At 42.2% G+C, this 13,277-nt stretch carries 10 protein-coding genes and 1 other RNA gene; 5 read left to right on the forward strand and 6 right to left on the reverse strand.

Going from position 1 to position 13,277, the window contains the following annotated elements:
- Together VLN09_RS03175 and VLN09_RS03180 are read right to left on the reverse strand one after the other, a co-directional pair.
- The coding region (locus tag VLN09_RS03175; protein ID WP_325243751.1) for a thiamine phosphate synthase at positions 1–650 on the reverse strand (650 nt) is incomplete at its 3' end.
- Positions 651–763: 113 nt separating this feature from the next.
- Positions 764–1,855, reverse strand: a complete 1,092-nt coding sequence (locus VLN09_RS03180) for a serine hydrolase (protein WP_325243752.1) — start codon at positions 1,853–1,855, stop codon at positions 764–766.
- A 417-nt stretch (positions 1,856–2,272) separates the two neighbouring features.
- Between VLN09_RS03180 and VLN09_RS03185 the strand changes: the two genes are divergently transcribed.
- The 3 genes from VLN09_RS03185 to VLN09_RS03195 all read left to right on the forward strand — a co-directional run bounded on the left by VLN09_RS03185 (position 2,273) and on the right by VLN09_RS03195 (position 6,556).
- Positions 2,273–2,908, forward strand: coding sequence for a response regulator (locus tag VLN09_RS03185; RefSeq protein WP_325243753.1), 636 nt, complete (start codon positions 2,273–2,275; stop codon positions 2,906–2,908).
- A gap of 42 nt (positions 2,909–2,950) precedes the next feature.
- Positions 2,951–4,696 (forward strand): sensor histidine kinase, encoded by a 1,746-nt coding sequence (locus VLN09_RS03190; protein ID WP_325243754.1) that lies wholly within the window; start codon positions 2,951–2,953, stop codon positions 4,694–4,696.
- Between the two features lie 156 nt (positions 4,697–4,852).
- Entirely contained in the window at positions 4,853–6,556 is a 1,704-nt protein-coding gene (locus tag VLN09_RS03195) for a sigma-54 dependent transcriptional regulator (protein WP_325243755.1), read from the forward strand.
- 26 nt (positions 6,557–6,582) lie between these two features.
- On the opposite strand, the gene VLN09_RS03200 is transcribed toward VLN09_RS03195, so the two are convergent.
- Together VLN09_RS03200 and gpmI are read right to left on the reverse strand one after the other, a co-directional pair.
- On the reverse strand, positions 6,583–8,154 hold the full coding sequence (locus tag VLN09_RS03200; protein WP_325243756.1) for a S41 family peptidase: 1,572 nt from the start codon (positions 8,152–8,154) through the stop codon (positions 6,583–6,585).
- A gap of 266 nt (positions 8,155–8,420) precedes the next feature.
- Positions 8,421–10,079 carry a 2,3-bisphosphoglycerate-independent phosphoglycerate mutase gene (gene gpmI, locus VLN09_RS03205; protein WP_325243757.1) on the reverse strand — a complete coding sequence of 553 codons (1,659 nt, stop codon included), beginning with the start codon at positions 10,077–10,079 and terminating at the stop codon, positions 8,421–8,423.
- Between the two features lie 236 nt (positions 10,080–10,315).
- On the opposite strand from gpmI, the gene ssrS reads away from it, so the two are divergent.
- A non-coding RNA gene (gene ssrS / locus VLN09_RS03210) (6S RNA) lies at positions 10,316–10,510 on the forward strand.
- 124 nt (positions 10,511–10,634) lie between these two features.
- Here ssrS and VLN09_RS03215 read toward each other — a convergent pair.
- Positions 10,635–11,264, reverse strand: coding sequence for an FxsA family protein (locus VLN09_RS03215; protein WP_325243758.1), 630 nt, complete (start codon positions 11,262–11,264; stop codon positions 10,635–10,637).
- Between the two features lie 153 nt (positions 11,265–11,417).
- Between VLN09_RS03215 and ruvC the strand changes: the two genes are divergently transcribed.
- Positions 11,418–12,002 (forward strand): crossover junction endodeoxyribonuclease RuvC, encoded by a 585-nt coding sequence (ruvC, locus tag VLN09_RS03220; protein ID WP_325243759.1) that lies wholly within the window; start codon positions 11,418–11,420, stop codon positions 12,000–12,002.
- A 113-nt stretch (positions 12,003–12,115) separates the two neighbouring features.
- Here ruvC and VLN09_RS03225 read toward each other — a convergent pair whose 3' ends face one another.
- Positions 12,116–13,000 (reverse strand): META domain-containing protein, encoded by an 885-nt coding sequence (locus tag VLN09_RS03225; protein ID WP_325243760.1) that lies wholly within the window; start codon positions 12,998–13,000, stop codon positions 12,116–12,118.
- Between the last annotated feature and the right edge of the window lie 277 nt (positions 13,001–13,277).

A 13,277-nucleotide genomic window follows, 5' to 3' on the forward strand; every position in this document is an offset into this window, starting at 1 on the left:
GCCTGCTGCCACTCCTCACAACGGGCAACGATTTTTTGTACAGGTAAATCCATAATATCGCCGACGACTGCTATATAAGTAATAGGCAAACTTGATAGCTCAACAATATTCTCTGCACTCAACCCTCCAATCACACATATATCTATATCTTGCTGACAACCCTCTATTAGCTGCTGGCGCGATATAGTATTAGCATTAGGTTTGGTAGTTGAGGCAAATATGGCGCCCATGGCCGCATAACTTGCGCCGTCAGTTTTTGCCTTTTCGATTAGCGTCACATCGCCATGACAGGTACGACCAATGATCTGATTGGGTGCTAAACACTGTTTTGCCGCGCTAATATCACCATCTTGTTGTCCTAAATGCACACCGACCCCAAGCTTAGCTGCCAAAGCAATATCGTCATTGATGACGACTGGCACATGATAATTCTTAGCTAAACTGACGATTTGCCGTGCTTCTTGATAAAGTATTGATTCACCATTTGGCAGTGCCAATATTTGCTTACGGCGGATTTGTAACAGCGCAATAAGCCCTGTTGCCAGAGCTACTTTTAGTTTTTGATATAAAAGGGCAAAGTCATCATCATTGGTGAGCAGGTATAGCTTGGGTATAGCATGAGAAACTGGAGAGACTAAAATCTGATTCATGGGATGCTCCTTAATATCAACACGTTTTTGACATAATAAAAAGGCTGTTATATTTCATAACAGCCTTTTGTATCAGTATCTTTTAGCGATGCAAATTTAAGTAATGATAAGTCTTATACCGTACGGCGCGTTGCCAAGCTATTTAAGATATTTTTGGCATCACCCCAACGCGTTGCTGAGCTATTGGCGCCCAAAATAATGATAATAGCAGGACGATTATTGACGCGTGTTTCCATCACTACGCAACGACCCGCTTCATTGATAAAGCCGGTTTTTGAGATACCAATCGGATAACTACCGTCACGAACGAGGCTACTGGTGTTATTGGCCTTATAGGTACGGTTACCATTTGCGTAGTTAGAGACAAAAAAGTCATAGCTTTTGGTGGTCGAAAAACGACGAATCACATCATAATTACCCGCAGCACGAACCATTTTAACCAAGTCATTTGATGAAGCAACGTTACGCTTATCAAGACCAGTTGGGTCACCAAAGAATGCCGTACTCATACCCAGCTCTTTCGCTTTACTGTTCATAGCACGCATAAAAGCACTGTAGCCGCCTGGATAATTACGAGCAAGGCTTTTTGCGGCAGGGTTCTCTGATTTCATCAATGCCATTAATAGCATCTCAGCACGATTAAGACGATCGCCTGATTTCAAATTAGAGCTGGCACGCTTTGGACCAACGAAATCTTCAGGATCAAGCGTGAGCTCTTCACGCATATCCAAACCCGCATCAAGTACCACCATAGCGGTCATCACTTTGGTAATGCTTGCCATTGGACGCGCGATATGGGCATCTTTTTCATAGATAGATTCGCCAGTCTCTGCATCGATAACCGCGACACTACGCGAATCGGTGCTGATTGGAATCATGTTACTGCTACCAAAGCTACCGCGGTACGTGGTGGTGTAGCTATTGCTATTATTATAGCTGTTATTGTTGCTACTAAAACTTGGAGTATTGCTGATACTCTTAGTGCTAGAACCATTATCTATTTTTTTAATCGTAGAGCTGTTACTGGACTTTGACATAATACTACGGGCTTCGGACAAGCTATCAGCACCGCCCCAGCTCAGGCGCGCACTAGACTCAGTGCTAGCGCTACCATTAATTGTAAGTGCGGCTTGTGCGACACTGCCCAAACTCAATGAAATCATAGCAGCGATTAATTGCTGTTTGGTTAATGGTAGTTGCTTCATTATGCCTCCTGCCTACGCGCTGCTGTTAATCAGGGAATCAGTTACATACTGACTGATATCAACAACGTACGTAGCGTTTATAGGTGTGTTTGTAGATACTCACATAGAGTTTTTGTATTTTTAGTGTATCATGGTTTGCATTTAAGTTTAATCCGCTAAATCAATTAGACGGCATTTCTATGCCGCTTTCAAACTTTACTACATTTACTTGATGTTACAGCAATATTAATTAACATTAGAGCAATATAGCATTACATTTGCTTTATTAGGCTCTATATACGTATCTACTATTAATATATAACACGTAATATTGGCTTTTTTATGGGTAAAGATAGTCTATTATTTCAATAATTTAATTTAGATGGTTTCAAGTGAACCGTGCACCCTTTATTCTGACGGATAGAAAAGAGTATAACTATGATTCGAGTATTAGTGGTAGATGATCATGATTTGGTGCGGATGGGTATTAGCCGTATGCTGGCAGACAGTGCGGATATCGAAGTCGTTGGTGAAGCAGATAGCGGTGATATGGCAATACGCTTGGCAAAACAGCTGTGTCCTGATGTGATATTACTGGATGTTAATATGCCCAATATTGGTGGTCTTGAAGCTACCAAACGCTTGATTCAAATGGATATGGGCATCAAAATTTTGGCGGTTAGCAGTATGTCAGCTCAACCGTATCCTTCGATGCTGATTAAAGCAGGTGTCAATGGTTATATCACCAAAGGCACGCCACTTGATGAAATGATACGCGCGGTCAAAAAAATCTATCAAGGCGGGCGCTATTTTAGTCAAGATGTCGCTGAACAATTGGCTGACGTCCTATTGTCTGATAATGCCAGCTCACCTTTTGACTTGTTAAGTGATCGCGAGAAACAAGTCGCTATGATGGTAGTGAATTGCCAAAGTCCGCAACAAATTGCCGACCAGCTTTTTGTCAGTGTCAAAACCATCAATACCTATCGTTATCGTATTTATGAAAAAGTAAACGTAGATAGTGATGTGAAATTGACGCATTTGGCGATTCGTCATGGTCTCATTCAACCCTAACTACCAAGAATCCCATTTATCAAAAACTGTTGTTATCAACCCATGAATCCTATCAAATCCGCCTCGAATTTTATTGCTGTTATTACTGACTATCTAGAGCAAGATGATATTCTGCCTGTGCCGCAATTACGAAAATTGGGGCTCATTTATAGCACTTATCGCTTTATCGTCAGCTTATTTTTTATGCTGATGGTATATATTACTGTTCGCACGGATGGCAGCCCCTCATTGCCAAGTTTTTTACAGCAAACAACGCTCAGTTTTTATGTTTTGCTAAGCTTAATTCTGCTTGGATTGTTTTATACCGTTGGCACACATATGCGCCGGCAGCTGGCTTTTGGACTGGCACTAGATGTCATTATCTTAAGTTTACTACTTTATACCGCAGGCGCCCCTGATTTGCAGCTGACCATGCTGTATATGGTGGTGGTAGCAGCAAGCTTTATGCTGTTACATGGCTCACAAGCGCTAATCATTACCTTGCTTGCGATCATTTTTGTGATTTATCAGCAGTTTTTTTATGCCATTGCTAATAGTATGAGCTTGGCAAATTTAGGTAATGCTCTACTGATGTCAGCCAGCTTTTTGGCTGTGGGCGGCTTGAGTTGGTCAATATCGCAACGCTTGGTACAGCTTGAAAAGGTAGCTGCTCGCCATGCCAAAGAAGCCGAGCGTTTAGATGTCATCAATCAAGAAGTCATCTCTCAAATGGTCAACGGGGTCATCGTGATAGATGGCAAACAGATAGTATTGGCCAATCTTGCTGCTTATCAATTGCTGAGCATCCCAAACCCTATTGACCGTAAACCAAAATACCCTAACTCAACAGATGACAAATCAAAGACCGTAGCAGACTTTCAACAGCAGCTTAGCGAACAACATTTGCAACTGCTTAATGCTTGTTTATCAGTAGCAGCAGGACTAACGCGCACCTTTATTTATGAATTACCAGCTCTTGCTAATGCCTCTGTCGTTGGCAAGCTACGTATTGATATCATCCCTTTAAAAGACGATAGTAAGCTGATTATGCTAGAGGATTTACGCCGCGAGCAAGCCAGCGTACAACAATTGAAACTCGCTTCACTCGGGCAATTAACTGCCAGTATCGCCCATGAAATCAGAAACCCCTTGGCAGCCATCTCGCAAGCAAGCCAGCTATTAATAGAAGAAGTTATCGAAAATGAGAGGGAAGCCGAAAATACACTTGCTCCTCTAGATAGCGATATGACTGACAACCATGAGCTTTATAAAATAATATTTTCGCAAACAAAACGCGTTAATCGCATTATTGAAGATGTTTTAAAAATGTCACGCCAGCACACTGCCAACCAACAAACCATCGTCCTTGCTGAGTGGCTGCCTGTATTTTTAGACAATTATTTTAAAGGACATGATGTGTTTTTACACCTCATTACCCAACCTACCATCTCTTTTGATACCCAACAATTAGAGCAGGTACTTATCAACTTAATTAATAACGGCTTACGCCATAGTAGCTACGCTCACCCTCACGCCTTTGTGGAAATCGAGATTTATTGTGCGGACAACGATGTTATAATCGATATTTTGGATGGCGGTAATGGTGTTAGCGCTGATGATTTGGAACACTTATTTAATCCCTTCTTTACCACAGACAAAGCAGGTACAGGGCTTGGGCTTTATTTGTCTCAAGCATTTTGTGAAGCCAATCATGCACGACTGCTTTATGTTCCTGACCATGACAAAACTTGCTTTCGACTGATTTTTCCTACCATTCACAATAAGGTCATCAGCCCAATCTTTATCTAAATAAGCAAAGACTGCTCGTTAGAAACGCTCGATAAAATCTTAAGATAATAGGATTTAGATTGTTAAGGACAATAACTGTCTGCTAGCAATACTGACAGTGCTTTAGATGATGACTTTTTAATACTTTTGTAGTACTTGAAGACAATGAGATGACGTATGACCAACACCGCGCTAGTCGTTGACGACGAAGTAGATTTGTGCCGCCTGATGCAAATCACCTTGACCAAAATGGGCATCAAAAGTGATGTTGCCTATACTTTGTCACAAGCAAAATCCTATTGGCAAGAAAATGACTATGATTTTTGTCTAACGGACTTAAAGCTACCTGATGGCTCAGGACTAGAGTTGGTCAAACATATCAGTGCCACCTCCAGTAAACCCATCGCGGTGATTACAGCACATGGCAGTATGGATTTAGCCATTGAGGCATTAAAACTGGGTGCTTTTGATTTCGTTAATAAGCCGCTTGAGCTACCACGTTTACGGCAGTTGGTTGAAAATGCGCTAAAGGTCATTCAGCAAGATAATACGGCTCAGTCTACTCCTCAGCGCTCACCTGAACAGCAAATGCTCGATGAACGTTTGATTGGGAATTCAGCGGTGATGCAGCCCTTAAAAAGCACCATTTTAAAATTGGCACGCTCACAAGCGCCAGTATTCTTATCAGGTGCTTCCGGTACGGGTAAAGAAGTCGTTGCTCGGCTAATTCATGATTTAAGCCCGCGACGTGATGGCAGCTTTGTACCAGTAAACTGCGGGGCGATACCTTCAGAGCTGATGGAATCAGAGTTTTTTGGTCATAAAAAAGGCAGCTTTACAGGAGCAGTTGCGGACAAGCAAGGTCTATTTCAACAGGCCAATGGCGGCACTCTATTTTTAGATGAGGTTGCAGACCTGCCTTTGGCAATGCAAGTTAAACTATTACGTGCCATTCAAGAGAAGACCGTACGCGCGATTGGCGACACCAAAGAAGTGCCGGTCGATATCCGTATCTTGTCAGCGACGCATAAAGATTTGAATCAATTGGTGCAGGCAGGGTTGTTCCGTCAGGATTTATATTACCGCATTAACGTGATTGAACTTAAATTGCCCACACTAAACGCACGTCGTGATGACATACCTGTATTGGCGACGCATTTTTTAGCACTGATTGCTGAAGAATGGCAATTAGAGTCGCAGCCTTCATTAACCGCTGAGGCTTGTCAGCGCTTACAGCAGCATGATTTTGCCGGTAACGTCCGCGAGCTACGTAATGTGCTTGAACGGGCAATCACATTAGCTGAAACGATAACGATTGATGTCAGCCATCTTGGCTTAGCTGATTTTGATATGCATCAGACAATCGATAACCATCAAAAAAACCATACCTCTACAGAAATTATTGCGCCACAACCCAATCATATGCCTAGCACTCATGCCTCCCATCAACATGATGAAGAGCGATTGCGAGCGAATGAGGAGAACCAACAAACCACGGCGAATCCTCACCCTTATCGTACGATAATGCATCATTACGCTTCAATGAAGCAGCAATCAGTGAAAGCAATGGTAAAGCGCGCTGAATCAGTAAACAAGGATGCAGATAGTGATAAGACCAATTCTGTAGCCAATCTCGACAATAGTATTGATAGCAATATTGATATATTAAACAGTAGCGCGATAAAAAACACAGTCAATAGTCAGCTACCTATACAAGGATTAGAGCACTATTTACAAGAGCAAGAAAAACAGCTCATTATCACTGCTCTTAAACAGACAGGCTGGAATAAAACCCAAGCCGCTGAATTATTAGGGACGACTTTTCGCTCGCTGCGCTATCGCATGACTAAGCTAGATATTGCAGAAGATCAGGCTGAGTAATCACTCAGCCCTTAGGTTTATCGTTTTTATTTCGTCTTGACCATAGAGGTCGGTTTTTCGGTGACATTGTTTCTTAGCGCATTATTATTAATGTCAGATGTCTTGTGAGTACCATCTTCTAACGCTGCATTACGTACAAACCGAATACCTACAGTCAGCGCCTGCTTTCGTAATACGTCAAGTGCCTGCTGCTCCCATGTACTCTCACTTCCCGATAGAGCGACATCAGGCTCGACCCCAATACCGTCTATTTTTTTACCTGAAGCGGTCATATAGTTGGCAACCGTGAGCTTGACTGCTTGCTCATCATTCAGCGGTATCACTGACTGCACTGAGCCTTTACCATAGCTCACTTCTCCTAAGATAGTGGCACGCTTTTGCGCTTGCAAGCTACTAGCCAATACCTCTGCTGCTGACGCCGAGTAACGATTTTGCAGTACCACTACAGGCAACGGCTCGAGTAATGCCGCACCTTTGGTCGATAAAGTACGCGAATCTGCCTGACGACTCTTTACCTGTACCACATCGGTATCTTTCATAAATAGGCTAGCAACGCTCACAGCAGATGCCAATACCCCGCCTGGATTATCACGCAAATCTAATAACATGCCTGTTACAGGCTTATCCAAGTCAATCAAGCTTTGCAGCAGTTTTTCACGGCTATTGTTTTGAAAAGCTGGCAACCTAACAATTGCCATACCATCTACAAGACGGGTTTCAATCAGTTGAGGATGGCTATTATTACGTTGTAACGTGGTAGTATGTTTGCGGCGTCCTGCCTTGGACGTCACCACATCTACTTGCGTACCGGCAATGCCTGTCAAAAGCTGCTCGATATCATTGCTCTCTTCATCTTCGCCAAGCTTAAACTCATCAACCTGATGTAAATAATCACCAACGGCAATGCCTTTTTTATCGGCAGGGGAATCATCCATTACTTCAGTGATGACCCAATAACCCAAGGTTGGCTGATACTCCACCTTGATACCAATGTCACCGACATCGCCTTCCGTAAAAGCCCGCAAATTTTCATAGGCTTCAGCGTCCAAAAATTCAGCATGGCTATCTAGCTTGGTCAACATGCCGCTCATTGCATTATTAAACAACTCCTCATCATTAACCGTATCAACATATTCTCGGCGCACTAAGTCAATCAATGCCACAAAGGTCTTTAAAGTTTCAGGAGAGATCGCATTCAATGATACTTGAGCCACTTCAACAGGAATGTCAGTATTAATAACAGCCGACTCATTGTTCAACACACTTTGATCCGCCACACTATCAATTAAATCGTCAGCTTGATCAGCAGGCTCACGCATATCAGCAATATCTGATAAATCATCCACGCCGTTGTCTAGTGGTACATTATCGGTATTTAAACTGATGAGTTGTAAGCTTGCCGTACGACTCACGTTGTGCCCTGCAGCAGCATCTTTGACAGCCGCTTGTGCTGGCATAGCAATCATACTTAAGCTCAGTAAACTCACAATAAGCGTCGGCTTTAAGACGTTAGAGTAAGTGGATATCACACTCACTGACTGCTCTACTCTTTTAGAGATCAATGGAAATGTACGACTGATAGGATTGATAAAATGCATAAAAATCACCTAAAAATTTGTCCAAAGTTAAGCTATCATTATTATAGGATTGTTATATAGTTATTATTGAATAATAGCCCATAAGATAGCATCAAGCGTCCTTGTAAGAATAGGAGAGTATTGCAAGTAACTTAGGTGAAATGTTAGACAAAATGTAGCAACAAAAAAGGGAAAGCTGATCAATAGCTCTCCCTTTTAGTGTAAATCTACTTTAAAAGTAATGTAACGCTACTACTATAAATTTCTAGCGCTTTAACACAACTGGATTATTCGGCGCTGACCAACAGGCTTTTACCTGTCATCTCTTTCGGTGCTTCGATATCCATTAAGGCTAAGATAGTGGGTGCGACATCGCTAAGCTTACCGCCGCTACGGACTTGTACTTTTTTCTCACCGACATAAATCAGTGGCACGTGCTCAGTAGTATGCTGAGTATGTACTTGACCACTTTCGTAATCCTGCATTTGCTCGCAGTTGCCATGATCTGCTGTAATCAGCATATCGCCGCCTGCAGCACGTACTGCTTCTGCCACACGACCAATGCAAACATCTAACGCTTCTACTGCTTGAACCGCAGCATCAAAGATACCAGTATGACCGACCATATCACCATTAGCATAATTGACAACTAATACGTCATATTTACCAGATTCAATCGCTTCCACCAATCTATCTGTCACTTCAGGAGCGCTCATTTCAGGCTGCAAGTCATAAGTGGCAACATTTGGAGATGGCACTAAGATACGTGTCTCACCTTTGTATTCATCTTCACGACCACCGCTAAAGAAAAACGTCACATGAGCATATTTCTCAGTTTCAGCGATACGCAGCTGAGTCTTACCCTTATCTTGCAAAAATTCGCCAAGGGTATTGGTCAATAAGGTTGGGTAATAAGCGATGCTGGTTTTAGGATTATCTTCCAGAACATCAGAGTACTTAGTCAACATTACAAACGCCGCAAGTTTTGGCTGCTTATTACGGGCAAACCCCGAAAACTCATGGTCAGGCAATACAAAAGCTTGCGCAAGCTCACGGGCGCGATCAGCACGGAAGTTCATAAAAATAAGCGCATCATTGTCATCAACAGTATAAGGTACCTCATCACGTCCAATGACCACGGTTGGGTTAATAAATTCATCGGTTTCGCGTGCTTTGTAAGCCGCCTGTACTGCGCCATCAGCACGGGTCGACAAGCGATCCGCTTTACCTTCAGTAATTAGCTCATAGGCTTTTTGCACACGATCCCAGCGATTGTCACGATCCATCGCATAGTAGCGCCCAATGATACTGGCAATCTGTACGCGACCGCCTTCATAATGAGCATTAAGTTTTGCAATATGGTCACGTAAGCGATTGATATATTTATCCGCAGACTTAGGCGGTGTATCGCGTCCATCTAAGAAGCAGTGTACAAAGACATTTTTGGCACCATGTACCAACGCTGAATGGCACATCGCTTCAATATGGTCTTGATGAGAATGGACGCCACCATCTGACAGCAAGCCCATAATATGCACATTACCACCAAGCGTATTGGCAGCTTTTACCGCATTTACCAAGGCTTCGTTTTTATAAAATTCACGGTTGGCAAGCTCGCTTGAGATGCGGGTTGAATCTTGATACAGCACACGCCCAGCGCCCAAGTTCATATGCCCAACTTCTGAATTACCAAACTGACCGTCTGGCAAACCAACATCTTCTCCTGATGCCGATATCAATCCATGCGGATACTGCTCATAAATCTTATCCAAATTTGGCATGTTAGCGGCAGCAATCGCATTGTCTTTACCTTCTTCACGATGCCCAAACCCATCTAATATCATTAAAATATGAGGCACTTTTTTATTATTATCACGATCTTTCTGGTTGTTTAGCTGTGCCTGATTATCATCAATAGATTCTGATTGTTGCTGGGTATTGGTCATGGATTACCGCTCCTCAAGTGAATGAACGCCTATAATGCTGTTTTAGGATGTTTAAAGCTGCCTATCTTAGCACACATCTTGAAATAGCTGAAAAATTGACTTTTCAATAAACATATGACGACTTTTTGCAAGTTGGATGTGTAGTGATGGCTTTATCTTAATAATGCCAATGATTAACACCACGTAGTAATCTGTAATTCCTACTTGCAATCACTCAAACCATTGGTTAAGATAAATATATTCTGAAGTGTTGGCTAGCAGATGTTTATTCCCTGAGCCGATAATGCTTTACCAGGATGTGGTACCTACTGCTTCATTGTGTATGCCTGCACCCTTGTGGTGTATCAGGAAACCTGCAGAGGCAGTGACGCATCCGCCCTGAACTTCACGGTTCATGGGTCACCATCTTGCGGCGGCACTTCGGTTGTTTTATTCAGTTAGTAGCTCTTTTATTTATAAGCACAACATTTATAAAGAATGAATTACAATTACTAATAAGCCCCTTTCGTTATCGACGAAAGGGGCTTTTTTTATGTCTACTTATCGATAAAACACTTATTCATCATTAGCAGATTTGGTAATTTTTTTCACATCTTTAGGAATGGTTTTTGCCGTACCATCGACCGTTGTATGCTGCTTAAATACATCGCCAAACGGGTTTTGTTGTTGACCAAATGGATTTTGATTATTCATACCACTTGCGCCGCCAAACGGGTTTTGTCCACCCATTCCACTAGCACCACCGAATGGGTTCTGTCCGCCGCCCATTTGTCCACCCATCTGCTTTGCCATCATCTCCATCATTTTTTGCTGATTGTTCATGACATAGTTGTTGGCAAAGTCTTTAAGCTTTTTCTGCACTGGCGGCAATATCACCAGTAATGCTAGCAAGTCACTGAGCACACCCGGAATGAGCAGCAAAATACCAGCGGCTGCCATTGCCACACTTTTGATCATCGTCGATTCTTGTGGACGCATCGATGGGTTCATCATACCACCCGCTTTCATCTGCTGTGCCATAGGATTAAGAGCAGCCATACCTTTACGCAGGAGAGAGATACCAATGATGGCGGCGATAATAAACCACATAAATACCCACCAACCACTCGTAAATTGAGCAAGCAAATACCAAAGCAGCATCTCGATAATAAACCATACGATGGCAATACCAACTATCTGACCCATAAAGTGTCGTCCTATAAAATAAAAATCAATAAATTAAGCGCCATGCAAATTAAAATGGCTAACATATGATGTATATGGGGATTGATTGCTATACTATCAAACTTACGGCTGATTTTTAAGTCATAAAACAAAATGTAAGCAAGACGGAACACTATGGCAATTATTATTGGGATTGATCCGGGTTCACGCATGACCGGTTATGGGATCGTCCAACAAACGGGCGATAAGCTCACTTATATTGATGCAGGGACCATACGTACCGATACTAAAGAGATGCCTGAACGCCTTAAACGTATTTTTAACGGCTTGACTCGTATTACTCAGCATCATTTAAAATATGCAGATGAGCCTATTTATACTGCTATCGAGCAGGTATTTATGGCAGAAAACCCTGATTCGGCGCTTAAGCTTGGGCAAGCACGTGGCGCAGCCATTGCAGCGATGGTGGCATTAGATTTAGAAGTATCAGAATATACCGCCCGTCAAATCAAACAAGCAGTCTGTGGTTATGGTGCTGCGGCAAAAGAGCAAGTGCAAGAGATGGTCTGCCGCATATTGACTTTAGACTTTGTACCACAGCAAGATGCCGCTGATGGTCTTGCTTGCGCCATCTGCCACGCGCACTCAAGCCATTCAATGAACAAACTCATATTAAACAGCGCCATGCGCGGGCGTGGTGCTTCTAAGAAAAAAGGGCGCTGGCGCTTGACTGAAGAAGACTTAGGCAATTTGCGTTAAGAATACTCATAAAATAAGCATAAAAAAACACGCGTCTAAAAAGGCGCGTGTTTTTTATTTTCACTATTTAAGGTTACTATTTAATGTCATTATTCGATCATAACCAGTCAGCCCTATTCTACTACTGAGCTTTCAATAACAGCGTCCAATACATAAGCATACTCTTCATCTTCTGATATCTGGTCGCTGTCTAATTGATAGCGTTGTAGGCGTAGCACTTCATTATGCTTACCATCATACTCATAACCATCAATCTCACCATTAAATGCTGACCACTCACCTTCGCTGGTTTTAATACCTTGGTCATCATAAGTAATTGGCTTTACTTGCAAGCATATTTTTGAGCTACCAGCTGTGCAAGGTAGCATTGTAGCATTTACTGCCCAAAACAGGGTTTCGCCTTTACTGTTGTATTTCGCTTGTGACGTTAGCCTACCTTTCCAAGTCAACGTGATAGCATTGCTGGTCACTTGCGTTAGTACTGGATTCTCACCTTCAGTAACACTGAGCTCACTAGTGCCTTGCATCAAGGTATCTAAACGATTTTCTGCCTTATTTAGATTTTCGCATAGCATTTTAGTACTCATGCTCTCTTTGGTTGTTAGTGTATGACCTTGCAGCTGATAACCAGTACTTATAGTGTTACAGCCTACACCATAATTTACGGTGTTGTGACCTTGATTTTGTTTAAACAACAGCGTTACTTGATTCTTAATATCTACAAGTTTCGTTATTACAGGTCCACCACTTTTGTCATCGATATCGAGTAGTGTCCAACGATAACGCGCAAGATTGGCAATCATTTGTTCTTCAGCACTTATCTCACCCGCCTTATCTACTGTTACTGTCGTCTTCTCATTCTCTATCTCAGCAGGAATATCAGCATTCATTGCTTCAACATTTTCACCGATTGAAGCAGAAGGGTCTTGGCAAGCACCTAATGCTAGACTGATGGCAAGCATACTTGGCAATAGGGCGGATTTAAAAGATAGTGTCATGAAAATCATACCTTGCAGTCATATTTTGGGATCAAGCTTTTTAATCCATGCAACTTATAAAGCCCAACTTGCATATTTACGTAGCTATGCAGCTATGTGGCTATAAGTCAGATGATATATAAAACGTTTATAGCAACTCTTAAAACAGCTTAATAATTTGACCACTATAGCGCTCATAGCTCATATGGTTGTAACGAAGTGTTTAATTTTATAGATTCATAGTAAATACTACATATACATCTTTTATATGGTTGATATAAAAACCATCAAAAACAGC

This window comes from Psychrobacter sp. (genome assembly GCF_035469765.1).
Taxonomy (GTDB): Bacteria; Pseudomonadota; Gammaproteobacteria; order Pseudomonadales; family Moraxellaceae; genus Psychrobacter.